Source organism: Rhodoblastus acidophilus, from assembly GCF_025961575.1.
Lineage (GTDB): Bacteria > Pseudomonadota > Alphaproteobacteria > Rhizobiales > Beijerinckiaceae > Rhodoblastus > Rhodoblastus acidophilus_C.
This window is the reverse complement of the sequence record NZ_JAOQNX010000021.1, coordinates 1-23,750: the sequence shown is the minus strand read 5'-3', so window position 1 is coordinate 23,750 and position 23,750 is coordinate 1. Positions and strand designations below refer to the sequence as shown.

Here is a 23,750-nt window from a genome sequence, read left to right as displayed (position 1 = left end):
TCTCGAAGCACGAGGGCGGACCACGCGTGAGCCCGCCGGTTGCGACGCCGGCGGGCTTCAATTTGACGATTACGCTCCGGCCTCCGCCTTGAGCGCATCGAGATCCCCTGCCGACAGCCTGAAAACATGCCGACCGCCCGACAGAGCCGCGCCGGCGTGCGGAACTTTCTGGCAGAGGAAATTGAACCATTGCTGCCCCGACATAGTGCTGGGACGCTCGCCGATCTCCTTGATCGTGCCATCGGGATAGTAGCAGGCGTGAACGATCACTTGCGTCATGTTGTGACTCCCTGACGAAAACGCCCCCTCCCCAACGCTCTCCCGCTTCGCCCGAATCCCGGAGAGCGCCAGGTTTTTCCGCGCGAAGACCGGGGGCGGTCCCCTTCGCGCGCGGCGCCGCTTGCTGAAAAAAGGCAAGCCGGCGCCTCTCCCGCGCGAACCCCATCCGCGCGGGCTTCCATCCGATCCTGAAAAACGGATCAGACGAAACTCAGAATTTCCACCTTGATGTCTTCGGCGCCCAAGACCTTGGTCTGGCAGGCCAGTCGCGATTTCGAGCCGACGCCGACGAGTTCGTCGAGCTTGGAATTCTCTTCCCGCGTGGTCTTGGTCAGGCCTTTTCGTCCTTCAAGCACGAAGATGTGGCAAGAGCCGCATTGCGCCTTGCCCTCGCACTTGTGCGAAAATCCAGGGATCGCTTTCAAGATGACGGAGAGAAGCGACTCGCCTTCAGCCGCCTCCACCACCTGGCCCGTCGGGGCCAAAGTCACAGATGCCATGTTTCCAACTCCAAAATTTTACGTCGCGGCTCTTTTGGCCGTCGATCGTTATTCTCCGACTCCGCCCCTAGAGAGGGGCGGCGCCGGTATTCGCCGAGACCAGCGCGTCCTTCGCGGTGGCCATGATGAATTCGATCTGCTCCGGGCTCAGGTGTGAGTGGAACGGCAGGGCGACGGCGCGATCGGCCACCTTTTCGGTGACCAGCAGATCGCCGCGACGCCAGCCGCGTTCAAAGTAATGGCGCTGCAAATGCAGCGGCGTGCAATAGGGCGAGCCCTCCACCTGTTCGAGAACCAATTCCTCAATGATGGAATCGCGCGTCTTGCGGTCGTAGCGCGTGCCCAGATGCACGACATAGACGAACCAATGCAGCTCCGTGACCTCAGGCCCGACATAGGGCGGCTTGATGCCTTCGAAAGCCTGGATGAATTTCGAATAGGTCTGTTCGGTCTCGCGCCGCTTCTCCAAAATCTCGTCGATCCGGGACAATTGCACGAGCCCGAGCGCGGCGGTCAGATCGCTCATCTTCGCCTGAAGCGCAGGCGCGCTGGTGACGGCCACCGAGCCGCGCTCCTCCAGCGCATGGGACCGGCGCCGCCGCACCGCCATGGCCAGATCGACATCGTCGGTGACGATCATGCCGCCCTCGCCGCAGACCAGCGGCGACGGCTGCGAGAAATCAAAAAAGCTGGCGTCGCCAAACGTGCCGACCAAAGCCCCCTGATAGCGCGAGCCAATGGACTCCGAACAATCCTCGATCAGCGGCAGCTTGGTCTTTTCCGCCAGAGCGCGGAACGCGGTCCAATTGGCGGGATGACCATTGCTGTTGAGCACGACAATGGCGCGGGTCTTTTCCGAAATCTTGGCTTCCGCCTTGGAGGCGGCGACGCAGCCCGACCAATAGTCGATGTCGATGAAGACGGGCGTCGCGCCGATCGCCGCAATGGCCTGGGCGCATTCGCGGAACGAATAGGAGGGCGCGATCACCTCGTCGCCCGGCCCCACGCCCTGCGCCAGCAGGATCAGCGCAAGACCGATCGTTCCGCTGGGAACCGCAATGGCGTAGCGCCGCCCCAGATATTTCGCGAAGGCTTTTTCGAACTCGTCGACGACAGGCCCCGCCCCCAGAAACGGCGAACGCAGCACCGCCTCCACCGCCTTCAGCTCGGCGGCGGTCAGATCGGGATCGGAGAGCGGAATCGGCTCGTCCGGAATTTCGATATATTGGCCTTCGCCTTCGTCGGAATAATCATATTCGGTCATCAGCCGGCCCGCCGCGCGAGAATGAAGCCGGTGGCCTGGGTCGGATCGGGCACCACCTGCGGACAATGGTCGCCGCCGACCAGATGCAGGTCGAACAAACCGACTGTCTTCCACGGCGTCTCCGCGACATCGGAAGCGTCGCAGCGCAACCAAGCCATCCGCGGATATTTTTGCCGCAATTCCGCCAGCACGGCCGGCGATTGCGCCGCCGCAACCGTCGCCTCGATGTCGCTCAGGACCGCTTCGTCGATGCCCATGATCAAACTCCAGAACGTCTCGTTGGCGCATAGCCCCGCCCGAAAACCGGGAGCCACGTTTCGGGGCTATGCGCTAGACCGGCTCGATTTCCTCTTCGAGGCAGCCGACCACATATTTCTGTTCGAACTCGACCATGTAAACGGGCGTGTTGCTCTCGACATGGGCGCCGACCTGGACGATCTCGCCCAGCGCCCCTTCCGCCGCCAGCACCGCATCCTCGGGCGCGTCGGGGAAGGAGCCGTCATTGACCAGATCGGTCAGGCACCGCACGCGCATGCCCCATTGATATTTCGGTTCGCGCGGATCGATCATGCGTCAAGCTCCTGAGGCAGGGGAAGGTCATCGTCGTCGTTGGAGGCGTCGGCCCATTCGAGTTCGCGGCGCTTCATGCCGACGCGATTGCCGCTGTCGAGAAACTCGACGCCGTAAATATAGAACTGCTGCAGGAAGGTGCCGATGCTGACGACATAGCCGACCTCGCCCTTCTTCACGAGAAGGTCGCCGATCTCCTTGCCGGCATAGGTGCCGTCATTGCGCACCAGACGTTTGGCTCGCACCTTCGCGCCGTAATTGAAATACGGCTGATTCACGAGTTCGTTGACCTCGCTGTCGCGAACGATGTTGCTCATGTCCGGTCCCCGTTCAACCGTGCGCGAACCGTTTCGCGCACCATTTCATCCTCGTCCTCCGCCAGCTCCGCCAGCAGGTCCGTCTCGATCCGGCAGGCCGCCTCATAGCGTACGCGCCAGTCCTCATCCCCACGCATCCGCGCCAGAAATTCCGGTGCCAGACGTTTTGCCACCTCGACCCGCACGCGTGGCTCCGGGTCGGTCATCATGCGCAACAGCACGTTCTTTTCCGCGCGCTGTGCCACCACCCGCCGCACTTCCGGCTCGGGATCGCTCACAAGCCACTCCAGCAGGTTTGGCGCCAGTTTTCGCGCAATCACCTGTCGGACATAATAGTCTTCATCCCGCAACATCGGGACGAGATCGGCGCCGTCCAGCAGCGAGACGATGCGGATGCGCACCTCGCGATGCGGGTCGTGGCGCAGCTTCAAAATATGCTTCGTCGGCAGCCGGCGCGCCGCATTCCAGCGCACGGTTTCCTCAGGATCGTCAAGCAGCGGAATGAGCCCGAACACCGCCGCGCGCTTGGCGGCGATGGCGCGGATCTCGAAATATTCGTGCTTGAGATAGTCGTTCGACAGTTCCGGATTCCAGTGAAAAAACCGGTCGATGCGGCGCGCGTAACGGTCGTTCACGCAGGCGTGGGAAAGCTGACATTTGCCCTGGGCCAGCATGTCCTGATGCCGACACGTGCGACAATCGATCGGTTCGCCGCGCCAGTCGATGGTTTCGACAATCTCGTCATTCATCGCCGGCCTCCGCAGTTTTTGCGCGCGCGAGCACGTCGAGCAGCAGACGCGCATTGATGCGGTCGGTGGGATCGAGTTCGAGCAATTTGAGCGAAGCCTCGCGCCCCTCCTCGAGATCGCCGAGACGCAGGTGCAGATAGGCATAGCCCTTGAGGCAGAACATGAAGAAGCGCGCCATCACATCGTCATAGGAGCCGAAGTCGGCGTCGCCCGCGCGCACGTCGCGCCAGTCGACGGCGAAATTCTTTTCGCGCGCGGTTTTGATCAGGCAGCGCCGGCCGATCGCGAGCGCTTCGGCCAAACGGCCCTTGTAGAAATAGTACCGGTACCAACCAATCAACACGGCGAAATGGTCGGGCGCGAAACACTCCGCCGCGCGCAAAAAAGCTTCGGCTTGCTCGGGGTCCGCGTAGCTCAAACCCGCCTGTTCCAGCGCGCGTTCGGCCTCCGCTGCGAGGCCGCCGCCGAACAGCGGATGCGACAGCACCCCCTCTTCGGCGAAGATCACATCACTCTGACGCGACGCGGACTGGATCATGTCACTTCGTGCTGCAGCAAGCCTGTTGCTTCGGGTCGTGGAAGACGAGGCCGGTCGAGGTCGGCGTATCCGCGAAGTCGATGGTGACGTCCTGCAACAGCAGGCGGCTTTCCGCCGGCAGGAACAATTTTACGCCGTCCTGGATGACAGTGGCGTCGCCGGGCAGCGGTTCGGCGATCACGGAAATGTCGGCGGACAGACCGGAACAGCCGCCGGGCGACACGGCGAGCCGGAAGCCGGCGCCGGGTCCGCCATCGGTCATCACCATCATGCGCATGAAACGGTTGGCTTTCGGGGTGAGGACAAAATTGGTCATGGAGGGGGCTCTCGATGAAGGGCGGGCTCTGGCTCCTTCTCCCCGAAAGGGCGTCCGCGAGGACGCCCGTCTTTCGACGAGCTATGCGGGGAGAAGGCGGGGGATGAGGGGCTGGGGCGTTGGCTTCAATGTCGTCAGGAAAGCAGCCGCGTGGGGTTGTCCTGATGGCGCCGAGGCCAACGCCCCAGCCCCTCACCCTAACCCTCTCCCCGCTTGCGGGGAGAGGGGACAGGCGCGTCACGCCTGGTAGCGCGGGTAGCTCGGATCGATGATGCAGGTCTTGTCCACCGGGCACACCGCGACGCATTGCGCGGTGTCGAAATGCCCGATGCACTCCGTGCATTTGGCGGGATCAATCACAAAGGTCCCGCCCTTTTCCGAAATGGCCATGTTCGGACATTCCGCCTCGCACGCCGAACAGGACGTGCATTGCGATGCAACGATCTTGTACGCCATGACGAACTCCTATTCCGCGATCAGCGCGCCTTGACGGATTTCGGCATCGCCGCGCGCGACATGCGAAACCTCGCCGGACTTCACCTTCTCGAGATAGGCCTTGAACCAGGAGATCGCCGATTTCTCGATGAACTCATGGGCGAACTCATCCACCGGCTCGATGCCCGCCTTGATCAGGTCGTTCTTCGGACAGCCGCCGATCTTGGCGACGAATACCGCATGGCAATCGTTGATGGCGCGGATCACCGTGCCCAGCGTGTCCTCTTCGCCAAAGCCGCCCTGGCAATACATGTCGACGCGGCGGTGACCGACGAATTTCGAACCAGACGTCGAGAGTTCGTAGATCTGGAATTCTTTCGCGTGACCAAAATGCTCGTTGATCAGACCGTTGCCTTTGGTCGCCACGGCGACCAAAACCTTGACGTCGCTCTCCTCGCCGGCAAGCGCAGCCATTTCTTCGTTCTTGGCTTCGACCTTGGCGACGCGCTCCTGCTCGACCGCGGCCTGATAGGCCTTGCGCGACTCGAGGTCGTAATTGACCTCCATGTCCATGATCTTGTCGGTGGTGAATTCCGCCGAGCGATCCTCGCCCAACAGACCCACCGCGTCGGCGCGACACTGGCGGCAGTGGCGCATCATGTTCATTTCGCCTTCGCAGGCGTCCTGCAGCGCCTTCAGCTCCTGCGCCGTCGGGCCGCGCTGCCCGGTCAACCCAAACACGGTGCCATGCTCAGGAGCCGAGATCAGCGGCATGATGTTGTGCAGGAAGGCGCCGCGCGACTTCACCGCCTTGTTGACCTCAACGAGATGCTGGTCGTTGACGCCAGGGATCATCACCGAATTGACCTTGCAGAGGATGCCGCGCTCAGTCAGCATTTCCAGACCGCGAAGCTGGTTCTCGGAGAGAATGCGCGCGGCTTCCACGCCCTCGATGCGCTTGTGATCCCAAAAAATCCACGGATAGATTTTCGCGCCGACCTCGGGATCGACCATGTTGATGGTGATGGTGACGTGATCGATATTGTATTTCGAGATTGTGTCGATGTGCTCCGGCAGCGCCAGACCATTGGTCGACAGACAGAGTTTTATATCCGGCGCGGTCTTGGCGATCAGCTCGAAGGTTTTGAACGTCTTCGCCGGATTGGCGAGCGGGTCGCCGGGGCCGGCAATGCCCAACACCGTCATCTGCGGAATGGTCGCGGCGACGGCCACCACTTTCTTCGCCGCCTGTTCCGGCGTCAGACGCTCGGAGACCACGCCGGGACGCGATTCATTGGCGCAGTCATATTTGCGATTGCAGTAATTGCACTGGATGTTGCACGCAGGCGCCACGGCGACATGCATGCGGGCGAAATGGTGATGCGCCTCTTCGGAATAGCAGGGATGGTTTTTCACCTTCTCCCAGATTTCCGCCGGCATGTCGCTCGGTCCGGCCGACGAGCCGCAGCTCGATTTGCCCGAACCGCCCGATGTGCCGCAGCCCTTGTGCTCGGCCATCTGCTGCATGATCGCGTCCATATCCACGCCATCGGCGCCCGCTTGATGCGTCAAAGATTCCATTGACCAGCCTCTCCAGCGAATTCAATCCTGCGCCATTGGTAGCAAGGGCCGCGCCAGAGCGCGCCAAGACGACTTCCTGTTTTAAAACAGTTATTTAATACGGATTGACAAAGACAATTGTCGTAGAGGTCACAGAAATCAAGACGCCATTTTCGACCTGTTGCAAAGCTGACAATAAAACCGTCCGTCATTGCGAGGAGCGCAGCGACGAAGCAATCCACGCTGCGACTTGCACGCAAGGTGGATTGCTTCGCTCCGCTCGCAATGACGCTCAACGCCACGACAAAAAAAATGGGAGCCCGGAGGCTCCCTCAAGTCGCGCCGCAAGGGCCGCAGACAGGTTCGTTTCACGCCATGATGATCTCGCAGGCGCGCGCCAATGGAATGGCGAGCGGCACGATATTCTCCGCCGCAAAGAAACGCTTTTCATTGAGCGTCAATTCCTGGTCGGGCTCGATCACCGCATAATGCGGCGGCGCCGACCGTTTCGAAACCTGCCGCGCATAGGTGCGCAGCATCTGGTCATGGAAGCGGCAACCGATGAACAGGAAACCGCGATCGCCGCGACGATCCTTCACCGCATCGGGGATCGGCGTCTGAATGTCGATCTCGGTCAGAACCTCGACATAATCGGCGTCGGAGATCAGATAATTCTTCGCCGGCGTCACCGAGCCATGCGGCTTGTAGAGCAGCGTCTTCCAACCCGCCGCATCCGCAGCCTTGGCCTCGCCGCCGGCGGCGTCATAAAAGCGGAACCAGCGGTCTTCGCCAATGCCGGCGCGCGAAATGCCCTGCACTTCGCCCCACTCTCCCTTGTCGGCGAGCGCTTTTCGCATCGCGCCGTCATACCAGGTGTCGACGATCAGCGGCAGGTTCAGCCCGGCCAGAAACGTCTGCAGCGGCGCAGGCGCCACCGGCGCCGAAAAGGCTTCCGTCATGAACAGGACAACGGTCGGCCGCAGCTTGTAGCCTTCGATATATTGCGCGGACGCCCAGGCGTTGCCGCGGGCGCGGCGCGGCAGCGCCACCTTCTTGCCGAAGAACTCGGCCAGCCCCTCGGGACCCAGCGGAATCGCAGGCTCGGTCATCCCCACAATGGCGGGGCCGAGATAGGGGACGATGTCTCCGCCGCGCAGTTTCGCGGCGACTTCGCCCAAAATCTTTTCCGCCTCGGGGCCGGAAAGAATCGCCTCTTCGGCGATCGCGTCGGAAAGAAGGGCCGCTGTCGCCATGCTCAATCCTCCGCGCGCTTCTTGGCCTCGACCGTGATGGGCAGACGGGTGTCCGCAGGCATTTCGGGAAGGTCGAGAATCCAACCGTTGGCGACCTTGATCCAGCCTCCCCAGAGGGTCTCATGCTCCTTCTCGACAATCGGCTCTTCGAGATCCTTTTTCGGGACGTAAATCGAAAGGCCGAAGTCGGCGGACTTGCGGATCATGACTTTCATGGAAACCTCGGGGGACTGGGAGGGACGCCGGCGCCAGGCGCCGGCGCTTCAGTTGAAGAAGGCTCAGGCCTTCACGCAGGTCTTCGGCACCGGGCAGACTTCGGCGCATTTGGCGCCGTCATTTTGACCTTCGCATTCGGTGCACTTCTTGGGGTCGATCACGAAGGTGTCGCCCTTCATCGAAATCGCCGCATTGGGGCACTCGAACTCGCAGGCCGAGCAGCCCGTGCACTGCGAAGCGATGATTTTGTAGGCCATGGTCTTCTCTCCTCATTCAGCCGCACGCGGCTGAGCATTCAACGCGATCAAACGGAGCAAGCGGTGTGCCATGGGATTTCCGTACGAAATCGTGGGAAATCGCACAGTTTTGTCGTCGTCGTCAGCCGACGGTCAGATCAGAAAGCGGCACGAAGGGCTTTTGCGGCTTCACCTCTTCCTTGGGCGCCACCGCATCCTTGTGGACCTTGAACAGCCGCTCCTGAATGGGCGAGCTCTCGACAAAATCCTGATAGGCCTGCTCCAGATGTTCGGCGCACAAGGCCTTGATCTCGTCGTCGCTTTTGCCCTCGAAGGAGCCGTCGAGTTGCAGCCCCTTCAGATATTGGCCCATGCGCCGCATGATGTGCAGGCGCGACACGCGCACCACCGCCGGGTCGAACGCCACCCCGAGGTGATTGAAAAAATCTTCCGCCGAGGACAGGCGGCCCAAATCATCCAGCGCGCTCATCGTCAAACCTTTCTTCTTCGTGTCGTTGAACCCGACCCTGCATATGGTTGAGCCGGGCCTCCAAAAATTCGACGCGGTCGAGCAGCATCGACAGCACTTCGCCGACGGGATCGGGGATCAGGTGATGGTCGAGATTGACCCGGCCATTGCCGAGCGCCCGGCGATCCATGGCGCGCACGATGCGGGCGGGAATGCCGACCGCGGTGACGCCCGGCGGCACCTCTTCGACCACCACCGAATTGGCGCCGATCCGCGCGCCGGTGCCGATCCGGATCGGCCCCAAAATCTTCGCGCCGGCGCCGACCAGCACCCCGTCTTCCAGCGTGGGGTGGCGCTTGCCCGGCGTCCAGCTGACGCCGCCAAGCGTCACGCCATGATAAAGCGTGACCCCGTCGCCGATCTCGGCGGTTTCGCCGATCACCACGCCCGCGCCATGATCGATGAAGAATTCGCGGCCGATGGTCGCGCCGGGATGGATGTCGACATTGGTGAGCAGGCGCGCCACCCAGGCGAAGAACCGCGCGGGAAATTTGGCGCCCGAGGTCCAGAGTCGGTGGGAGAACCGATGCCAGATGATGGCGTGGACGCCGGGATAGGTGAGCAGGATTTCGACCGCATTGCGCGCGGCGGGATCGCGCGCCTTGACGCAAGCGATATCGTCCCGCCACCGCGACCAAAGGCTGACGCGCTCCGCCTCAGCGTTGACCGCCGGCATGACCGCGTCTTTCATCCCCTCAATGTCCCGGACGCTTGAAGCCGGTCGGGGCGGGAACGACGCGCACGAATTCGCCGAGCTTTTCGACGATGCGCGCCTGGATGCCTTCCAGCGTGGCGCTGGCGAGGCTGCAGAAGATGCAGGCGCCCGTCAGCTTGACGTTCACCACCTTGCCTTCGATCGACAAAAGCTCGCAGTCGCCGCCATCGCGCTTCAGCGCCGGACGAATTTCCTCGATGGCTTCGCGCACGAGCTTTTCACGTTGGTCTTCGACGGTCACGGGCGCCTCGGCGACAATGGTTCCGGTGTGCATGGTCATAACGATTCCCCTCTCTGATCTGGATCAGCCAAAACTCTTGCCGCAGGAGCAGGCGTGGCTGGCGTTGGGATTGTCGAACGTGAAGCCGGCGCCCTCGATGGCGACGACGAAATCGATGGTCGTGCCATAGAGCAGCGGCAGGCTGTCATGTTCGAGGAACACTTTGACGCCGTCGCGCTCGACGACCTCGTCATCCTCTTCGGCGGCGCGAACCAGACCCATCAGATATTTGTTGCCGGCGCAGCCGCCGGACTCGACCTTGAGGCGCAGCCCCTGCACCGGCTCCGGCGCCTTGGCGATCGCGTTGCGCACAGCGTCAAGCGCGCTGTCGGTGAGATGGATCATGTCGTCCTCCAGGGAGTAGAAGCCTTTGGACATCAAGGAAGCAAAAGCCGCGCCAGAGGCGCGGCTTTTGTAACACATTGATTTCAATGTTTATTCTTCGGCGTGTCAGCATCCCGACAGTCGGCAAGGCGACAGGGCGCCCGTTCAGGCGGCGCCGGCCTGATCGAGGCCGCGGAACACGGCGCAGCGCTTGAACACCTCGAGATCGGGCGCGATGTCGCGATGCCGACAATATTTCGAGACCAGTTTCGCCAGCCCCTTGATGTCGCGGCCGCTGGTCTGGGGATAGAGGTCGACCAGCGCGCCGATCAGCGCCTCGTCGAGGTCGAGCGCAAACTGCCCGGCCATCACGCCCCAGATTTTTCGCCGCGCCTCGGCGTCAGGCGCATGAAAACGGATCAAAGCGATGCAGCGCGAGACAATGGCCTCGTCAATGTCGTCGATGCGGTTCGTGGTCAGGAACAGCAGCCCGTTGAAATATTCGAGCACACGCAGAAACACGCCGACCACCGCATTCATGGTCATGTCGTCCTGGCGCCGCTTGATATAGACGTCGGCCTCGTCGATCAGCATCACCGCGCCCCAGCGCTGCGCGCGCAACAGCGCCTCCTTGAGCGCGGTCTCCATGGCCGCGACATTCAGACCCAATTGCCCTGAGTGAACGCGATACAACGGCCGCCGAACGATCTCGGAATAGACTTCGGCCGTCAGCGTCTTGCCGACGCCGGGCGGTCCCGCGCACAAAACGGTGGTGCCGCCGGATTTCCCGGCGACAATGTCGTCCATCAGCACGTCCATTTCGGCGGTGAGAATGTCGATGAGATCGGTCTGCTCCTCCGGCAGCACCAGTTTCTGTTTCAGGTCGGGCTGATAGGCGTAGGGCGTCAAATCCTCGACATGCGCCCAGACATAATGGTGCAGGTCGAGATGGAACATCAGGATGAAGGGATGCACGGGAATCCTGCGAAACAGATCCGCGCCCTTGTTTTCATTGACCTCGGCGACCTCGTCCTCCTCGAAAAAGGCGTTGCTCTTGGCCGCCTTGCGCAAATAGGAGCCGAGCAGATCGCCGGTCAGCTCCAAGGTCAGCGCGCGATTGGCGAGCAGGCTTTCATCATTCACCAGACGCGCGGGCGCGCCGCCTGAGGAGAGAATGACGCTATCCTTGCGCGCCCAGTCGGTGTTGCGGTGGGTGGAGGCGGGATCCTCGGCGAAATAGCCCAGGCCCACGCCGGAAAATTGCGCGCCATAATGCGCGCGCCATTCGAAATATCGCTCCGCATTGGCGTCATAGGCCGCGATCAACTCGGGCGTCTCGTGCAAAAACCCTTTGGACGCCAAAATCTCCGCGACGGTCTTGCCCTCGACGTCGCCGGCGGAGATGCGCAATTGCGCCGTGGCCAGCTCGCCCTTGGAATTGGCTTTCAGCTCGACGAAAATGCGCCCGGTCTCGTCATTATTGGCCGGCGTATAGTCGATGCGCGAGACCACATAGGGCAGCGGCCGCCCGCGCGCCGTCAGCGTGAACAGCCAGCCCCGCTCTCCGCCCTCGACGAGAAAGCGCGCCAGCGCGGGAACCACGGCTTCGAGATCGTCGGCGGCGAATTTGGGACCGTCGCCGGAAAAGGCGCGGCGCAACGTGGCGATTTGCGCCTGCTGGCTCTGCAGCGCCGGCCCGGCCGCGCCATAAAGCGCGTGCAGGCGCTCGATCTGGGGCGCGGAAAGATCGAGAAACGAGACCTCGACCTTGTCGCCGAACAGCAATTGCTGTTTGAGCGATTCAAGTTCGGGGAAATCGTCCGCCAGAGCCTCCACAAAGGGGCGCGCGATGTGAATTTTGACGCTCATGTCGCCTTCCGTTCACCGAAAACATCCGGTTTTGCGACAAGCAGGGAACAGGCCATACATTTTGTGGCGAAATTTTCGGCAAACCATTTGCATGGCTGTTTTCAGCGCGACGATGCGCGAAGATTTTATGCGGAGTGTGAAATGACATACGAGACGACCGCCCTCGCCGGCCTTGAAACGGCGGGCCGCCTGCTCAACGCCGTCTACAAGGGCCCGAGCGACAAGAGCGGTTACCTGGCGTTCCGTGGCGATTTCGCGCTGAAATTCCAGGAGGCCCTGGCCGACGAAAAGCGCCCGCCGGAATATTGCCTGGAGCAGGCCCTCGCCATCGTCAAGGACGGCGGAACCACCATCGACGCGCTGGCCGGCTACATCCACGACATCAACAACCTCAAGACGTTCAAGGACATCGTCGGCCCGCTGCTGTCGTCGACCGGCAATTACGTTATTTTCGCCGGCAACATCGACTTCCTGGCCAAATATACGGTCACCTTCGGCGACGCGACCCTCACCGTGTTCCCGCTGGAAGAATCCACCGTGTGGAAAGAGCTGTCGGACCTCTCCGGCCTCGACAAGAACGATTTCAAGAAGCTCGACGGCGGCGGCAAGGTGCAGCTGATCCTCGACAAGGCCGCTGAAACCAAGGGCGTCCACGAAAAGATCAGCTTTGAGGATTTCCTCACCAAGGCCCTGCCGGTGCGCAACCGCAACGAGAACCGCCCGGTCTGATTTTTCCCCGATCGTCGCGCCTTCACCCTTTCGCGGTCCGCCCGCGAAAGGGTTTTTTGTTGGCCGGTGGGGATAGCGCCCCCGCGCGAACCGGCGGCATCAGGTTTTTCGCGATGAAAACGCTTCAAGCCCGGCGGACACTGGTCACTGTTCGGTAACCGTCATTGCGAGCGAAGCGAAGCAATCCACCCTGCGATTGCCGGCCCCTGCCGGCGGGAAGCGGAATTGCGCCATCGAAACGTCAACCGCGCCAAGTCGCAGGCTACACCGCCTGCGCCTTCGCGGCGAAAGCCTTCAAATCCTCGCCAAGTCGCGCGGTCTGCCGCGTCAGCGCCGACGCTGCGTCGATCACCTGATGCGCCGAGAGGTCGGTTTTTTCTGCGGCCGTGTTGACGCCCACGACATTTGCGGCGACTTCGCGAGCGCCGGCGGCTGCCTCGTGAATGTTGCGTGCGATCTCGCGCGTGGCCTCTCCCTGCTGCTCGACGCTCTGGAAGATGGTCCCGGTATTTTGGCTGAGGTCGCCAATGCGCGCGGCTATGGCCTCGATCGCCAGGCTGGCGTCGCGGCTGGCGTTCTGGATTTCGCCAATCGCCGCTGTAATCTCGTTTGTGGCCCGCGCGGTCTGGCTCGACAGCGTCTTGACCTCGTTGGCGACAACGGCGAACCCCTTGCCGGCATCGCCGGCGCGCGCCGCCTCGATGGTGGCGTTGAGCGCCAGCAGGTTGGTTTGTCCGGCGATCGTCTGGATCAGCTGGACAATGCCGTTGATCTTCTCGGCATTGTCGCGCAGCGTGCGGACCAGCCCATTTGCGGTCTCGGATTCGGCAACGGCGCGGTCGGCCGCCTCGGCTGACTTAGCGACCTGCGTATGAATTTCGGTGATGGAGCGCGTCAATTCCTCGGCTGCGGAGGCCACCGTCTGCACATTGACGCTGGTCTGTTCAGAGGCGGAGGCCACGCTCGCGGAGCGGGCGCGCGTATTCGTGGCGGTTTCGGTCATGTCGCGAGCGGTCGTCTGCAATTGCACGGAGGCCGCGGCGAGGTCCGCAAGCGACTCCTGCGTCTTGGCGTTCAAGCCCTTGAGCAGGGCGTCGAGACCCTGACATTTCTGCTCGCGCTCCGACAGCAAAGCCTCCTGGTAAACCGAAATCGCGGTTTCCATGTCCAGCATCACCGCGGTCGAGATCGCCCGCAGCACATCCCTGAGTTTCCGCGGCGACCAGCGATTGGAGTCCACCGCGATGTCGAACAGCCGCCGCAGGATGAACTGGTAGCCGCCGACATACCAGCGCGGCTCCAGGCCGATCCGGAAATGCACCATGCCGATCTGGCGCACCGCGTCGAAATAGGCGTCGTCGAATCGTCCGGAAAACAACTGCATCCAATGGCCAGTCTGCGCCCTCTTGAGATGCGGGCACTTGCCGGCGACCATCCGGTCAAGGTGATCGACGGTGCTGACGTGGGCGTAAAATCCATCGATGATTTCCGGCAGCTTCGGCTTGACGAGCGTCCAGATTTCGGGAAGCACCCGCCGCTCCTCCGGACGGATGTCGAAGAATTTCAGTCGCGCGCAGTTGTCGGCCCCACGGTCGGACGTCAAGCGAAACTCCCAATGTAGACATTGCGCCGCGATCGACACGGAGCGGTTATTCTTATTTCTGATTGATTTTATCCCGCCGATGCCTTGCGCCAGGCTGTAACAACCCTCAAATCCGCGCCCATGAGCAGGGGCGGAGCTTCAAGCGACAATGCCCCTTGAGCCGCCATGGCCGATGTTCGAACGCGCATTCTGCGATTCTTTTGAGCCGATGGCCGCCCCCCACCCCTTCAAATCGAACACCTGCGGACGCCCCTCCCCGGCGCTGTCACGCCTCCTCGTCCTCATCCTCGATCAGCGTCAGCCCCAGCACGCAAATATCGCCGTCGATCACCTCGAGGCGCACCTTCTCCAGAAACTCGCCCTTGCACGGCCCCGAGGAACAGCGCCCCGACCCGATCTCGAACAGCGAGCCATGCTTGCCGCACAGCAGCCGCTGTCCCGAATCGTCCAGAAAACTGTTGCGCTCCCAGTCGAGATGCGAACCGTGGTGCGGGCATTTGTTGCGATAGCCAAAAACCTGCTTGCCCCAGCGCACGACGACAATGGGATACGACTCCTTCTCGCCGGCCTCATTGATGATTCCGAGGTGAAATCCCTTGGCCTTCTGGCTGGGAATGTCGCTCAGCGCGCAGACAACAAAAGCCTCTTCAGACATGCGCAACTCCGTTCTTCTCCGACAAGGATAGCAAGAACCGAGCTAAAGCATGATCCCAAAAAATTGGGAGCCGGTTTTTGGACAAGATCATGCGCCAACAGAAAAGCTGGACCCTGATGCGCATCAGGGTCCAGCATGGCATGAGTCTTGAAAATTTATGCCTTGATGACATCAGGAGGGACCATGCCGGTTCTCGTCAAAACCACGCTCGACGGCCGCAAGCTGGAAGTGTTCGACCAGGGCCTGACCCTGGGCGGCAAGCTGGAGGCGCGCGACCTCATCCCGGTCGCCGAACATCCCAATCGCGCCAAAATCCTCGAAGTCGCGCCCGACGCGGTTTTCATGGCGGGTCGTGTCCCGCTCAACGCCGCCGAGGCCGAAATCGCGCAAAAGGCGCTGGATGACGCCGAGACCAGGCATCTCACCGACCCCAAACTGATCGAGGAGCGGTTTCGCCGCCTGATGTGGAAGCGCGCGAAAGACCCCGGCCTGGATTGACGGGCGCGGCGCCGGCGGGCTGGTCGTTTCGCCAAACTGCCGTAAACTGGGGTCCATGACTGAAAGACCCCAGCAATTCGCCAGCGACAATTACGCCGGCATCTGCCCCGAAGCCTGGGCCGCCATGGCCAAAGCCAACGCAGGTTCGGCGCCCGCCTATGGCGAGGATCTCTGGACGAAAAAGGCCGCGGACGCGTTCCGCGACCTGTTCGAGGCCGAATGCGAAGTTTTTTTCGTCTTCAACGGCACCGCCGCCAACTCCCTCGCTTTGTCCTCGGTGTGCCAAAGCTTTCACAGCGTGATCTGCTCGTCCGCCGCCCATGTCGAAACCGACGAATGCGGCGCGCCCGAATTCTTTTCCAACGGCGCCAAACTCTTGACCGCTCCAAGCGCAGACGGCCGGCTCACGCCCGAAAGTTTGCGCGCGCTCGCCACCAGCCGCAGCGACATCCATTTTCCCAAGCCGAGCGCCGCCTCGATCACCCAGGCGACCGAGACGGGGCTGGTCTATTCCGTCGAGCAGGTGCGCGCCATTTCCTTCGTCTGTCGCGAACTCGACCTGAAACTGCACATGGACGGCGCGCGGTTCGCCAACGCCTGCGCGGCGCTGAACTGCGCGCCCGCCGACATCACCTGGCGGGCGGGCGTCGACGTGCTGTGTTTCGGCGGCGCCAAGAACGGCCTCGGCCTCGGCGAAGCCGTCATTTTCTTCGACAAGGCGCTGGCCAAGGATTTTGAATATCGCTGCAAGCAGGCGGGCCAGCTCGCCTCGAAAATGCGGTATCTCGCCGCCCCCTGGTTCGGCCTGCTCGCCAGCGGCGCCTGGCTGCGCAACGCCCGCCACGCGAATTTTTGCGCCCGTAGGCTTGCCGACAAAGTCCGAGACCTGCCCGGCGTATCCCTGGCCTTTCCGGTCGAGGCCAACGCCGTGTTCCTCAACGCGCCCGAAACCGTGCTCGACGCCTTGCGGCAAAAAGGCTGGCGTTTCTACACATTCATCGGCGGCGCCGCGCGCTTCATGTTCGCCTGGGACGCCGATCCCGCGCAGGTCGATGCGCTCGCGGCCGATCTCGCCGAGGTCGCGCAATCCTGTGTGGCCTTCGACCGCAAGGTCAGGTAACTCTAAAGGCGCGAACTTGCATGCGCGGGGGAGATCGGCCGACATGAGCGCAAGCGTCGACGAGAATCGGGAGAGCGGGCTCAAAGCCAAGATCTGGAAGGAAATGAAAAGCTTCTTCTGGATATTTCTCTATCTTTACATCGCCTTCGGCTTCTACACGCTCGCAGTCGGCATTGCGCATCGCCAGGATGGCATGGGCTCGGTCTCGCATGGCTTCGCCGCGATCAATGCGGCTGTGTTCGGCAAGATCATCCTCATCGCCGAGCAGGTCGAGTTCGGCCGCCAGCTCCGCAGCGCCCGCCTGGTCACCCTGATCGCCTGGCAAAGTTTTCTGTTCACGCTGCTGCTGGTGGCGTCGCACTTCCTCGAGCACGCGCTGCTCTCCTATTTCCACACCGGCGCGTTCGACATCACCCAGGACCTCGGCGGCGGCGGCTGGCTCGGCCTGTTGATGGTCAGCCTGATGATGTTCTTCGCGCTGGTCCCGTTCTTCGCCTATCGCGTGCTGTCGGAGACGATCGGCCCCGACCTCTTTCATGCGCTGCTGTTCAAGAAGCGCCGCGCAAGGCCATGAGCCCGGCTCCTGCGGTAGGCGAGAAAGCCCGGATCAAAAAGGTGTTTTTCCGCAGCGCCGTTTATTTTGCGCTCTCGGGCGCGGCGCTGGCTCTGGTGATCTGGTCGTTCCTCGCGACCACACGAACGGAAGGCGCATGCGGCGCCTCCACGATCAGACCGCTGTTCCCATGGGGCGTGTCAAAAACCTGGAGCTGGAGCGGGACGTGCTGAATTTACGCCCGCTGCTCGAAAAAATGCGCGAGCCGCGAAATCCCCTCCTCCGAGCCGAAGCACGAGGCGAAATCGTCGCAATCGCTGCACACCGGCGCCGGGCAAAGAGAAAAACCCTCTGAAGCGCAGACCATGCGATAGATAAATTTCTTCCACTTCATGTCGGCCGAATTTTTGAGCTTCAGCCGGGTGAAATGCCGCGTCATCAGCTCGGACAATTCACCGCGATTGCGCAGCCCCAAATCCTGCCAGAGATGATGCGGCTCCTGGCAGCGCCGCGCGATCATGGTCGCCAGCGGATGCAAAAAGGCGTAGTCGCCATTGCCATACATCAGCAGCAGGTCGCGCGCGGAGTCTTCTTCCGTGGAGGGCGCGGGCGCCGCGCCGGCCAACGCCGCGAGCCCGTCGGCGACGCCCGGAAACAAGCGCTCGCCCAGCGCCAGCAGAGCGTCCGCGTCGAGGCCGCTGGTGGCGGCGAGACCCACATTGTCTTCCCGCGCCTGCGCCAGCGCAAGCGCGAGAATGGAGGCGCAAACATGCGCATCGAAGGACCCGTCGCCAATTTCGGGCGCAGCGGCCTCCATCAACCAGCGATAGGTCCGTTCGGGGCTCATGCGGCGACCGCCTCATGTTTTTGACAGTTGGACGGGCAGACGCGAGCGCAGGCGCCGCAGCCGATGCAGGCGCCGCCGTCGGCCATCACCATCACCTTCTTCTCGATCTCGTCGGCGTCCTCATCGTCATCGTCAATGTATTCGCCTTCGTCGTTGATGCCCTTGAGGGTCATCACGTCGCGTCCACACACCTTGAAGCAACGGCCGCAGCCGATGCATTTGGCGGGGTCGATCGCAACAAGGTATTCCGGCTTCCAATCGCGGCCGTCACGTGTGCTCGCCATACTCTCTCTCCTCTCGGGCCGATCAAGCTTCGCCTTAAACGCGCTTGTCAGGCCGCGGCTTCCGCCGCTTTCAGCTCGGCGCGCTTCGCCTCCAGAATGGCGAAGGCGTCCTGGGTTTTTTGCGCGACCTCCATGATGGTCTCCCAGCCGATGGGGAGTTCTTCGGAGAGATCGTGCAGGTTCATTTTCGCGTTCATGGCGCGAGCGGAGAGTTTTTTGATCTCCGCCTTCAAGGCTTCAACGTCGCTCATGCTTTCCTCACTGCCTCTGACGGGCTTATTTCAGTAGCGGGCGGCTTCGGGGAATTTGTCGATCATCTCGACGCCGGCCTTGACCATTTTCTCGCCTTCCTCGGCGAGCTTCGCGTAGGATTCGAAGCCGAAGCGATGGATGTCGCGCAGTTGCTTGTTGACGACGATCAGACGCCCGCCAATCAGGACCATGCGGCCAAAGCCTTCATGGCTCATCTTCAGCATCGGCGTGATCATCACCTTGCTCTCGGCCTCGATCGACAGGCCGATGGCGTTATAAAAAAGCTCGAGGCGCCAGATCGTGTCCGGATCGGGATCGGCGATGATCGGGATTTTCTTGCGCTCTTCCTTGGTGACGATGTACTCGCCCAAGAGCTTGGCGTCGCTCTTGCGCTCCCAGGTCCCGTGGGCGTCCTGCGCCCGCCAGACCTTGGCGAGCGTCTTGAGGAAGGGATTGGACGCAACCAGGGCGTCGTCGTCGAGTGCGGCGGCTTCAGTCATTCTCAATCCTCGAAATCGAACACGCGTTCCTTGCCCTTGCCCATCGCCTTGCGGATGAAGGGCGGCGGATTGCCGTTGAGCATCGCCTGCAGCTTCTTCAGCAGCGACTCGATGTCCTCGGGCTCAGGCACCTTGATCGGATGAATGTTGTTGGCGACGACGCGCGCCGCGCCGGAGCCGCCGATGGCCGCCACATAGAGAATGGCGCAGTCCTTGATCGCCTCGATCTTCGGCGCGAGCTTGTCCTCGTTGCCGTCCTCCTGAAGATCGCCGGAAAAGGTGACGGTCTCGACAAAACTGTAGCCGTTCTCGTCCAATTCATAGATCGAGATTTGCTTGGCCCAGCCGAAATGGGCGTCCACCCTTTTCAGGTCTTGTGTAGCAAACGCGACTTTCATGGCTCGCCCTTTCTCTGGGTCTCAGTGTGACAAGGACGTTGCAATCGCGGCGCCATTTTCATCGGCGGCCCAAGGATTGCGCCACGTGTCCGGCGTGACATGCGTATTGGCCTCGCGATGGGCGATGACGAGATTGGCGATCTTGAAAATCAGGTCGCGCGTCCCGCGATAACCAACGGAAACCTCATGCGCGGCGCCGATGCGATCGAACATCGGAATGCCCATGCGATGGAACGGAATTTTCAGACGCTCCGCCGCCTGGCGCCCATGCGAATGGGTGACGAGCAGGTCGCAGTCCTTTTCCGCCGCCAGCCGCTCCAAATCCTCGAGATCGCCGATGACGACTTCTTCCGTGTCGAGCTTTTGCAGAACCGGCGAAGAGGTCGTCGTCACCGCCGCCTCGATGCGCGCGCCCATCTCGCTCAGGAACGAGCCGATGTCGTGCAGCAGATCGGGCTCGGCGCCGATCGCCAGTTTGCGTCCGCCAAGATGGAAATGACCGTCGAGCATGGCGTCAACCAGCTGTCCGCGCTGCCGCCGATATTTGGCCGGCGCCTCGCGTCCCGAAATCTCCATCAGGAAGCCGATCAATTCATCGCTGGCCTCGAGCCCGCACAGCCGTTCGAACAGCCGGTAGGGGACGCCCGTCTTCGCCTGAAGCGCTTCCGCGGACGCGCGCATGTGCTCGCCGACCGCAAGGGTCCAGCCGGCCTCGCCCATGACAGCGACCTCATCGACGCCGACGCCGCCGATCGTGGTCGGGGTGAAATCGTCGGGGATATGACCGTCGAGCGACTGGCCGATATCCGGCAGGAAGGTCGGCGTCAGGCCAAAATCCTCGATGATGGTGCGCAGCTCCTCGATGTCGCCGGGGCTGAGATGGCTGCCCGGCAGCACATTCACCGCCTTCATGTTTTTCGCGTCGCCCTCCGGCTTGCGCACCAACTCCTCGACCAGACGCACCACCGCCTTCTCGAACCCGTCCTGAAAGGCGCCGGCGAAATCGGGCGTGGAGACATGCACCAGCGGAAAGTTTTCCAGTTCGGGATTCCGCTGCCGGATCAGTTTGATAAAACCGCCGAGGTCGTCGCCCTTGGTCTCGGTGACGCCGGTGGTGGCGATGCCGATCACCTCAGGCTTGGTGCGGCTGATGATGTTGAGCACCGCCTGTTCGACATTTTCAAAGCCGCCCAACACCGTCGCCACTTCCGACATGGCGGTGGTCTGCATCGGAATGGCTTCCTTGAAATGCCGCACGAACAGCACCAGCCCGAACGAGGTGCAGCCCTGCGAGCCGTGCAGCAGCGGCATGCAGCCGCGCAAGCCCATGAAGGCCAGAGCCGCGCCAATCGGCTGGCTCATCTTCAGCGGATTGACGGCGCAGCTCTTTTTCGCGTGCGAAATCTTGGCCATTGTCTCACTCCGCCGCGACATTGATCTGTTGTGTCGGCTGTCCGACAATCGCGCCCTGATCCAGGATTTCCTGGATGCGCACGGCGCAGGCGCCGCAGCCGCCCGAGGCCGCGGTCTTCTCCTTCACCGCTTCCGGGGTGGCGGCGCCGTCGCGAATGGCGTCCTCGATGGCGCCGAGCGTCACGCCCTTGCACATGCACACCGGCTTGGCGCGCCGCGTCTCCTCAGCCTTGACGGGATCGGCGGCCAGCTCGGCCTGCTCGGCGGCAATTTGCGCCAGCGCCTTTTCCTGCCAGCTCTCGCCGGGCTTGGCCCAGGGCGCGGGCTTGCGCACCTGTTTCCACACCGGATTGGAGAGCGTGCGGTCGATCTCCTTGACCAGGTTCACCATGCCGACATAGCCCATGTAGCAGTGATGCCGTTCCTGGTTAATGTCGAGCCAGGGCATGGTCGCCTTCAGCGCCACGAATTGCGAGCGTCCGCCGGACAGCATGATGTCGGCGCGCGCGTCCCTCAGCATTTTGTACATGTCGCGCGGCTTCATATCCTCGATCATATGGGCGTCCTGGCCCATGATCTCCTTGATGCGCTCCTTGTCCTCGCGCGTCGATTTTTTCACGGACGTGCCGACCATTTCAAAGCCGGCTTCGAGCAAAGCCGCCACCACCGACCAGCTCTTGACGCCGCCGGTGATCAACAAAACCTTTTTCCCCTGCACCCGCGGTTTCAGCTTGGCGATGGCGGCGTAAGCGCGCTTTTCCTCGCGCTCGCACACCGCATTGACGCGGTCCATCAATTCGGGATCGGCGCCGCGCTCGATCAGCAGACGCGCCAGCTCCTTCAGCGAATCCGAGGAATCCTCAATGCCGTAGAACGAGCCTTCAAAGAACGGGATTCCCCAACGCTCCTCCATTTTCCGCGCGACATTGATCATCGACTTGGAGCAGACCATCATCGAAGCGCGGGCGCGATGCGCGGAGGCGACTTCGTTGAAACGGCCGTCGCCGGAAATGCAGGAGACGATGCGGATGCCGAGTTCATCAAGGATCGGTTTGATCTGCCAGAACTCGCCGGCGAGATTGAATTCGCCGATAATGTTGATGTCGTAAGGGGTGGTGTATTCGGGCTCGACCGTGCCGATGACGTAATCGAGCAAAGCCTCACCGGCGAGCTTGGCGCCCAGGTTCTTGGAGCCGACAAAGCCCGGCACATTCACCGGAATGACCGGCTTGCCAAACTTTTGCGAGGCCGCCTTGCACACCGCGCCGATGTCGTCGCCGATCATCGCGGGCACGCAGGTCTGATAGACAAAAATCGCCGGCGGATCGTATTTCTCAAAAATCTCCTTGCAGGCCTTGAACAGTTTCTTCTCGCCGCCGAACACGACATCCTGTTCGCTCATGTCGGTGGTGAACGAGGTGCGCCACAGCGTCGGGCCGGAGGAGGCGGAACCGCGATTGTCCCACGAATTGCCCTCGCAGGCGATCGGGCCATGGACGAGATGGGCGACATCGGCGAAAGGCTGCAAGGCGATCTTGGCGCCGTCAAAGGCGCAGCCGCCGGCGGCGCCGCCGGGCACCAACTGCTTGGTGCAGCCCTTCTTTTTCTCCTTCATCGACTTGTTGGCGTTCTTGCCGCAGCCGGGCTCGTTGAACACGTCCTGAATCTTTGAGGAAAGGGACATAAGTCCTCCTGTCGCGTTCGGCACAGCGGGTTTGTCGTGTTTCCGCCGCGCGCAAAACTCTTTGACGGGAAGGGCAGCAAGTGTCGTGCCGAACAGGCCGGCAAGCCCGTACCGCGGCGCGCCCAGACCTGCTAAGGATCGACCAGGAGTCGCCCACGAGCGCGACTCTTGCGAGGGGTGTCATGACGATTGTCGCCGCATATCTCTACCGGGACGGCCAGCGCGTGCGCGAGGTGTCCATCGACGAAAAGGTGGCGTGCGCGCAGGATGATTTTGTCTGGATCGGCCTCGCCGATCCCACCCACGAGGAGATGCGCGAACTCCAGCGGACCTACGATCTGCATCCCCTGGCGATCGAGGATGCGCTGAAGGCGGGCCAGTTGCCCAAGATCGACATCTATGGCGAGCAATTGTTCGTCGTCGCCATGACGGCGCATCTGGAAGACAATATGATCGCCTATGGCGAAACCGCGATGTTCGTCGGCCGCAACCACATCATCAGCGTCCGCAGCGGATCGGCGCGCTCGCACATCGAACTGCGTCACGCGCTCGAGGCGGCGCCGACGCTGCTGAGGCAAGGCGTCGACTATGTGCTCCACGCCATCCTCGATTACATCGTCGACGGCTATTTCCCGCTGATCGAAACGATCGAGGACGAAGTGCTGGCGATGGAGCAGAGCACCGTCGACCATTTTTTGGGGCGGGAAGAGATCACCCGCATTTTCTCGCTGCGCCGCGAACTCATCCGCTTCCAGCGCGTGCTCGTCCCGATGCGCGAGGTCGCCGCCAAACTTTTACGCAGCGACCTGCCCTGCATCGACGTGGACGCGCATCCCTATTTCAACGATGTCCTGGACCATGTGCGCCGGGTCCAAACCATGGTCGACGATCTGCGCGAAGTGCTGACCTCGGTGTTCGAATTCAGCAACCTGCTGGAGCAGCAGCGCACCGGCGCGATCACCCGCCAGCTCGCCGCCTGGGCGGCGATCCTGGCGGTGCCGACGGCGGTGGCCGGCATTTATGGCATGAATTTTCAGAACATGCCGGAGCTGAAGACGGAATACGGCTATTTCGTCGTCATCGCGGTGATCGCGACAACCTGCCTCGCGCTCTACATCCGGTTCAAGCGCGCCAAATGGCTCTAGAGTTTATTTTAGCTAGAACAATTCATTAGAGCGCGTTCGGCGGCTTCAGATTCAATGGGGGATTCCCAACTGGCTTGAACAATGCGATTCTTTCTTCGTGATTGCGAGGGAGGAATCCC

At 62.0% G+C, this 23,750-nt stretch carries 33 protein-coding genes; 5 read left to right on the top strand and 28 right to left on the bottom strand.

Annotated elements, in window-relative coordinates:
* Positions 1-69: 69 nt before the first annotated feature.
* From M2320_RS15125 to M2320_RS15035, 19 genes are all read right to left on the bottom strand, one after another.
* Positions 70-279 (bottom strand): hypothetical protein, encoded by a 210-nt coding sequence (locus M2320_RS15125; protein WP_184428279.1) that lies wholly within the window; start codon positions 277-279, stop codon positions 70-72.
* A 200-nt stretch (positions 280-479) separates the two neighbouring features.
* On the bottom strand, positions 480-779 hold the full coding sequence (locus tag M2320_RS15120) for a 2Fe-2S iron-sulfur cluster-binding protein (protein WP_184428278.1): 300 nt from the start codon (positions 777-779) through the stop codon (positions 480-482).
* Between the two features lie 67 nt (positions 780-846).
* The gene (locus tag M2320_RS15115; protein ID WP_264597983.1) at positions 847-2,043 is read right to left on the bottom strand and encodes a DegT/DnrJ/EryC1/StrS family aminotransferase; all 1,197 of its coding nucleotides are present in this window, start codon (positions 2,041-2,043) and stop codon (positions 847-849) included.
* A complete protein-coding gene (locus tag M2320_RS15110) occupies positions 2,043-2,300 on the bottom strand; it encodes a hypothetical protein (protein ID WP_264597982.1) in 258 nt (85 codons plus the stop codon). Before M2320_RS15110 ends, M2320_RS15115 begins: the two co-directional genes overlap by 1 nt.
* Positions 2,301-2,373: 73 nt before the next feature.
* Complete coding sequence (locus tag M2320_RS15105) at positions 2,374-2,613, bottom strand: nitrogen fixation protein NifZ (RefSeq protein WP_264597981.1); 240 nt, start codon at positions 2,611-2,613, stop codon at positions 2,374-2,376.
* Complete coding sequence (locus M2320_RS15100; RefSeq protein ID WP_184428274.1) at positions 2,610-2,930, bottom strand: nitrogen fixation protein NifZ; 321 nt, start codon at positions 2,928-2,930, stop codon at positions 2,610-2,612. Before M2320_RS15100 ends, M2320_RS15105 begins: the two co-directional genes overlap by 4 nt.
* Positions 2,927-3,679 carry a 4Fe4S-binding leucine-rich repeat protein gene (locus tag M2320_RS15095; protein WP_184428273.1) on the bottom strand — a complete coding sequence of 251 codons (753 nt, stop codon included), beginning with the start codon at positions 3,677-3,679 and terminating at the stop codon, positions 2,927-2,929. The genes M2320_RS15100 and M2320_RS15095 overlap by 4 nt, the downstream gene beginning before the upstream one ends.
* On the bottom strand, positions 3,672-4,217 hold the full coding sequence (locus M2320_RS15090) for a hypothetical protein (protein ID WP_264597980.1): 546 nt from the start codon (positions 4,215-4,217) through the stop codon (positions 3,672-3,674). The genes M2320_RS15095 and M2320_RS15090 overlap by 8 nt, the downstream gene beginning before the upstream one ends.
* A gap of 1 nt (position 4,218) precedes the next feature.
* Positions 4,219-4,533, bottom strand: a complete 315-nt coding sequence (locus tag M2320_RS15085; protein WP_264597979.1) for a HesB/IscA family protein — start codon at positions 4,531-4,533, stop codon at positions 4,219-4,221.
* Between the two features lie 237 nt (positions 4,534-4,770).
* Positions 4,771-4,989 carry a 4Fe-4S binding protein gene (locus tag M2320_RS15080; protein ID WP_264597978.1) on the bottom strand — a complete coding sequence of 73 codons (219 nt, stop codon included), beginning with the start codon at positions 4,987-4,989 and terminating at the stop codon, positions 4,771-4,773.
* Positions 4,990-4,998: 9 nt separating this feature from the next.
* The gene (nifB, locus tag M2320_RS15075) at positions 4,999-6,549 is read right to left on the bottom strand and encodes a nitrogenase cofactor biosynthesis protein NifB (RefSeq protein ID WP_184428269.1); all 1,551 of its coding nucleotides are present in this window, start codon (positions 6,547-6,549) and stop codon (positions 4,999-5,001) included.
* Between the two features lie 347 nt (positions 6,550-6,896).
* Complete coding sequence (locus M2320_RS15070) at positions 6,897-7,781, bottom strand: SIR2 family NAD-dependent protein deacylase (RefSeq protein ID WP_264597977.1); 885 nt, start codon at positions 7,779-7,781, stop codon at positions 6,897-6,899.
* Between the two features lie 2 nt (positions 7,782-7,783).
* Positions 7,784-7,996, bottom strand: a complete 213-nt coding sequence (gene nifT / locus M2320_RS15065; RefSeq protein WP_184428267.1) for a putative nitrogen fixation protein NifT — start codon at positions 7,994-7,996, stop codon at positions 7,784-7,786.
* Positions 7,997-8,059: 63 nt separating this feature from the next.
* Entirely contained in the window at positions 8,060-8,254 is a 195-nt protein-coding gene (locus M2320_RS15060) for a 4Fe-4S dicluster domain-containing protein (protein WP_184428266.1), read from the bottom strand.
* Positions 8,255-8,375: 121 nt separating this feature from the next.
* Positions 8,376-8,723, bottom strand: coding sequence for a nitrogenase stabilizing/protective protein NifW (gene nifW, locus M2320_RS15055; protein WP_184428265.1), 348 nt, complete (start codon positions 8,721-8,723; stop codon positions 8,376-8,378).
* On the bottom strand, positions 8,707-9,453 hold the full coding sequence (gene cysE, locus M2320_RS15050) for a serine O-acetyltransferase (protein WP_264597976.1): 747 nt from the start codon (positions 9,451-9,453) through the stop codon (positions 8,707-8,709). Before cysE ends, nifW begins: the two co-directional genes overlap by 17 nt.
* 4 nt (positions 9,454-9,457) lie before the next feature.
* Positions 9,458-9,757, bottom strand: coding sequence for a NifU family protein (locus M2320_RS15045; protein ID WP_184428263.1), 300 nt, complete (start codon positions 9,755-9,757; stop codon positions 9,458-9,460).
* 24 nt (positions 9,758-9,781) lie between these two features.
* The gene (locus M2320_RS15040; RefSeq protein ID WP_155447764.1) at positions 9,782-10,102 is read right to left on the bottom strand and encodes a HesB/IscA family protein; all 321 of its coding nucleotides are present in this window, start codon (positions 10,100-10,102) and stop codon (positions 9,782-9,784) included.
* A 144-nt stretch (positions 10,103-10,246) separates the two neighbouring features.
* The gene (locus M2320_RS15035; protein ID WP_264597975.1) at positions 10,247-11,950 is read right to left on the bottom strand and encodes an ATP-binding protein; all 1,704 of its coding nucleotides are present in this window, start codon (positions 11,948-11,950) and stop codon (positions 10,247-10,249) included.
* Positions 11,951-12,091: 141 nt separating this feature from the next.
* Between M2320_RS15035 and M2320_RS15030 the strand changes: the two genes are divergently transcribed.
* Positions 12,092-12,679 (top strand): hypothetical protein, encoded by a 588-nt coding sequence (locus tag M2320_RS15030; protein WP_264597974.1) that lies wholly within the window; start codon positions 12,092-12,094, stop codon positions 12,677-12,679.
* 262 nt (positions 12,680-12,941) lie between these two features.
* On the opposite strand, the gene M2320_RS15025 is transcribed toward M2320_RS15030, so the two are convergent.
* Together M2320_RS15025 and M2320_RS15020 are read right to left on the bottom strand one after the other, a co-directional pair.
* Entirely contained in the window at positions 12,942-14,282 is a 1,341-nt protein-coding gene (locus M2320_RS15025) for a globin-coupled sensor protein (RefSeq protein WP_264597973.1), read from the bottom strand.
* 265 nt (positions 14,283-14,547) lie between these two features.
* The gene (locus M2320_RS15020) at positions 14,548-14,937 is read right to left on the bottom strand and encodes a Rieske (2Fe-2S) protein (protein ID WP_264597972.1); all 390 of its coding nucleotides are present in this window, start codon (positions 14,935-14,937) and stop codon (positions 14,548-14,550) included.
* A 183-nt stretch (positions 14,938-15,120) separates the two neighbouring features.
* Here M2320_RS15020 and M2320_RS15015 point away from each other — a divergent pair, with 183 nt between their 5' ends.
* The 3 genes from M2320_RS15015 to M2320_RS15005 are packed head-to-tail and all read left to right on the top strand — an operon-like array spanning position 15,121 to position 17,129.
* Positions 15,121-15,435, top strand: a complete 315-nt coding sequence (locus M2320_RS15015) for a hypothetical protein (protein WP_184428256.1) — start codon at positions 15,121-15,123, stop codon at positions 15,433-15,435.
* 55 nt (positions 15,436-15,490) lie between these two features.
* On the top strand, positions 15,491-16,555 hold the full coding sequence (locus M2320_RS15010; RefSeq protein WP_264597971.1) for a threonine aldolase family protein: 1,065 nt from the start codon (positions 15,491-15,493) through the stop codon (positions 16,553-16,555).
* Between the two features lie 43 nt (positions 16,556-16,598).
* Entirely contained in the window at positions 16,599-17,129 is a 531-nt protein-coding gene (locus M2320_RS15005) for a hypothetical protein (protein ID WP_184428254.1), read from the top strand.
* 214 nt (positions 17,130-17,343) lie between these two features.
* On the opposite strand, the gene M2320_RS15000 is transcribed toward M2320_RS15005, so the two are convergent.
* Genes M2320_RS15000 through nifE form a run of 7 tightly spaced genes read right to left on the bottom strand, consistent with a single transcriptional unit; the run spans position 17,344 to position 22,486 of the window.
* Entirely contained in the window at positions 17,344-17,955 is a 612-nt protein-coding gene (locus M2320_RS15000; protein ID WP_264597970.1) for a nitrogen fixation protein NifQ, read from the bottom strand.
* Positions 17,952-18,239, bottom strand: coding sequence for a ferredoxin III, nif-specific (fdxB, locus tag M2320_RS14995; protein ID WP_184428252.1), 288 nt, complete (start codon positions 18,237-18,239; stop codon positions 17,952-17,954). The genes M2320_RS15000 and fdxB overlap by 4 nt, the downstream gene beginning before the upstream one ends.
* Before the next feature lie 47 nt (positions 18,240-18,286).
* On the bottom strand, positions 18,287-18,490 hold the full coding sequence (locus M2320_RS14990; RefSeq protein ID WP_184428251.1) for a CCE_0567 family metalloprotein: 204 nt from the start codon (positions 18,488-18,490) through the stop codon (positions 18,287-18,289).
* 30 nt (positions 18,491-18,520) lie between these two features.
* Complete coding sequence (locus tag M2320_RS14985; protein ID WP_264597969.1) at positions 18,521-18,991, bottom strand: NifX-associated nitrogen fixation protein; 471 nt, start codon at positions 18,989-18,991, stop codon at positions 18,521-18,523.
* Positions 18,992-18,993: 2 nt separating this feature from the next.
* Entirely contained in the window at positions 18,994-19,389 is a 396-nt protein-coding gene (gene nifX, locus M2320_RS14980) for a nitrogen fixation protein NifX (RefSeq protein WP_264597968.1), read from the bottom strand.
* Positions 19,390-19,410: 21 nt separating this feature from the next.
* Positions 19,411-20,802, bottom strand: coding sequence for a nitrogenase iron-molybdenum cofactor biosynthesis protein NifN (gene nifN / locus M2320_RS14975; protein WP_264597967.1), 1,392 nt, complete (start codon positions 20,800-20,802; stop codon positions 19,411-19,413).
* A 4-nt stretch (positions 20,803-20,806) separates the two neighbouring features.
* On the bottom strand, positions 20,807-22,486 hold the full coding sequence (nifE, locus tag M2320_RS14970) for a nitrogenase iron-molybdenum cofactor biosynthesis protein NifE (RefSeq protein ID WP_184428247.1): 1,680 nt from the start codon (positions 22,484-22,486) through the stop codon (positions 20,807-20,809).
* Positions 22,487-22,668: 182 nt separating this feature from the next.
* Between nifE and corA the strand changes: the two genes are divergently transcribed.
* Positions 22,669-23,631: a magnesium/cobalt transporter CorA gene (gene corA / locus M2320_RS14965; RefSeq protein ID WP_264597966.1), complete on the top strand. Its 963-nt coding sequence runs from the start codon at positions 22,669-22,671 to the stop codon at positions 23,629-23,631.
* The last annotated feature ends 119 nt before the right edge of the window (positions 23,632-23,750 follow it).

Excerpts from the sequence above, each read along its gene's own strand:
- cysE (WP_264597976.1), bottom strand. The coding sequence starts at position 9,453 with ATGAAAGACGCGGTCATGCCGGCGGTCAACGCTGAGGCGGAGCGCGTC.
- M2320_RS14985 (WP_264597969.1), bottom strand. The coding sequence starts at position 18,991 with ATGACTGAAGCCGCCGCACTCGACGACGACGCCCTGGTTGCGTCCAAT.
- M2320_RS15090 (WP_264597980.1), bottom strand. The coding sequence starts at position 4,217 with ATGATCCAGTCCGCGTCGCGTCAGAGTGATGTGATCTTCGCCGAAGAG.
- nifN (WP_264597967.1), bottom strand. The coding sequence starts at position 20,802 with ATGGCCAAGATTTCGCACGCGAAAAAGAGCTGCGCCGTCAATCCGCTG.
- M2320_RS15125 (WP_184428279.1), bottom strand. The coding sequence starts at position 279 with ATGACGCAAGTGATCGTTCACGCCTGCTACTATCCCGATGGCACGATC.
- M2320_RS15005 (WP_184428254.1), top strand. The coding sequence starts at position 16,599 with ATGAGCGCAAGCGTCGACGAGAATCGGGAGAGCGGGCTCAAAGCCAAG.
- M2320_RS15015 (WP_184428256.1), top strand. The coding sequence starts at position 15,121 with ATGCCGGTTCTCGTCAAAACCACGCTCGACGGCCGCAAGCTGGAAGTG.
- M2320_RS15070 (WP_264597977.1), bottom strand. The coding sequence starts at position 7,781 with ATGGCGACAGCGGCCCTTCTTTCCGACGCGATCGCCGAAGAGGCGATT.
- M2320_RS15105 (WP_264597981.1), bottom strand. The coding sequence starts at position 2,613 with ATGATCGATCCGCGCGAACCGAAATATCAATGGGGCATGCGCGTGCGG.
- fdxB (WP_184428252.1), bottom strand. The coding sequence starts at position 18,239 with ATGGCGAGCACACGTGACGGCCGCGATTGGAAGCCGGAATACCTTGTT.
- M2320_RS15095 (WP_184428273.1), bottom strand. The coding sequence starts at position 3,679 with ATGAATGACGAGATTGTCGAAACCATCGACTGGCGCGGCGAACCGATC.
- M2320_RS15010 (WP_264597971.1), top strand. The coding sequence starts at position 15,491 with ATGACTGAAAGACCCCAGCAATTCGCCAGCGACAATTACGCCGGCATC.
- M2320_RS15060 (WP_184428266.1), bottom strand. The coding sequence starts at position 8,254 with ATGGCCTACAAAATCATCGCTTCGCAGTGCACGGGCTGCTCGGCCTGC.
- M2320_RS15030 (WP_264597974.1), top strand. The coding sequence starts at position 12,092 with ATGACATACGAGACGACCGCCCTCGCCGGCCTTGAAACGGCGGGCCGC.
- M2320_RS15110 (WP_264597982.1), bottom strand. The coding sequence starts at position 2,300 with ATGGGCATCGACGAAGCGGTCCTGAGCGACATCGAGGCGACGGTTGCG.
- M2320_RS15120 (WP_184428278.1), bottom strand. The coding sequence starts at position 779 with ATGGCATCTGTGACTTTGGCCCCGACGGGCCAGGTGGTGGAGGCGGCT.
- nifE (WP_184428247.1), bottom strand. The coding sequence starts at position 22,486 with ATGTCCCTTTCCTCAAAGATTCAGGACGTGTTCAACGAGCCCGGCTGC.
- nifB (WP_184428269.1), bottom strand. The coding sequence starts at position 6,549 with ATGGAATCTTTGACGCATCAAGCGGGCGCCGATGGCGTGGATATGGAC.
- M2320_RS15040 (WP_155447764.1), bottom strand. The coding sequence starts at position 10,102 with ATGATCCATCTCACCGACAGCGCGCTTGACGCTGTGCGCAACGCGATC.
- M2320_RS14990 (WP_184428251.1), bottom strand. The coding sequence starts at position 18,490 with ATGAGCGACGTTGAAGCCTTGAAGGCGGAGATCAAAAAACTCTCCGCT.
- M2320_RS15100 (WP_184428274.1), bottom strand. The coding sequence starts at position 2,930 with ATGAGCAACATCGTTCGCGACAGCGAGGTCAACGAACTCGTGAATCAG.
- M2320_RS15115 (WP_264597983.1), bottom strand. The coding sequence starts at position 2,043 with ATGACCGAATATGATTATTCCGACGAAGGCGAAGGCCAATATATCGAA.
- M2320_RS15085 (WP_264597979.1), bottom strand. The coding sequence starts at position 4,533 with ATGACCAATTTTGTCCTCACCCCGAAAGCCAACCGTTTCATGCGCATG.
- corA (WP_264597966.1), top strand. The coding sequence starts at position 22,669 with ATGACGATTGTCGCCGCATATCTCTACCGGGACGGCCAGCGCGTGCGC.
- nifW (WP_184428265.1), bottom strand. The coding sequence starts at position 8,723 with ATGAGCGCGCTGGATGATTTGGGCCGCCTGTCCTCGGCGGAAGATTTT.
- M2320_RS15080 (WP_264597978.1), bottom strand. The coding sequence starts at position 4,989 with ATGGCGTACAAGATCGTTGCATCGCAATGCACGTCCTGTTCGGCGTGC.
- M2320_RS15045 (WP_184428263.1), bottom strand. The coding sequence starts at position 9,757 with ATGACCATGCACACCGGAACCATTGTCGCCGAGGCGCCCGTGACCGTC.
- M2320_RS15035 (WP_264597975.1), bottom strand. The coding sequence starts at position 11,950 with ATGAGCGTCAAAATTCACATCGCGCGCCCCTTTGTGGAGGCTCTGGCG.
- M2320_RS15020 (WP_264597972.1), bottom strand. The coding sequence starts at position 14,937 with ATGTCTGAAGAGGCTTTTGTTGTCTGCGCGCTGAGCGACATTCCCAGC.
- nifT (WP_184428267.1), bottom strand. The coding sequence starts at position 7,996 with ATGAAAGTCATGATCCGCAAGTCCGCCGACTTCGGCCTTTCGATTTAC.
- M2320_RS15000 (WP_264597970.1), bottom strand. The coding sequence starts at position 17,955 with ATGAGCCCCGAACGGACCTATCGCTGGTTGATGGAGGCCGCTGCGCCC.
- nifX (WP_264597968.1), bottom strand. The coding sequence starts at position 19,389 with ATGAAAGTCGCGTTTGCTACACAAGACCTGAAAAGGGTGGACGCCCAT.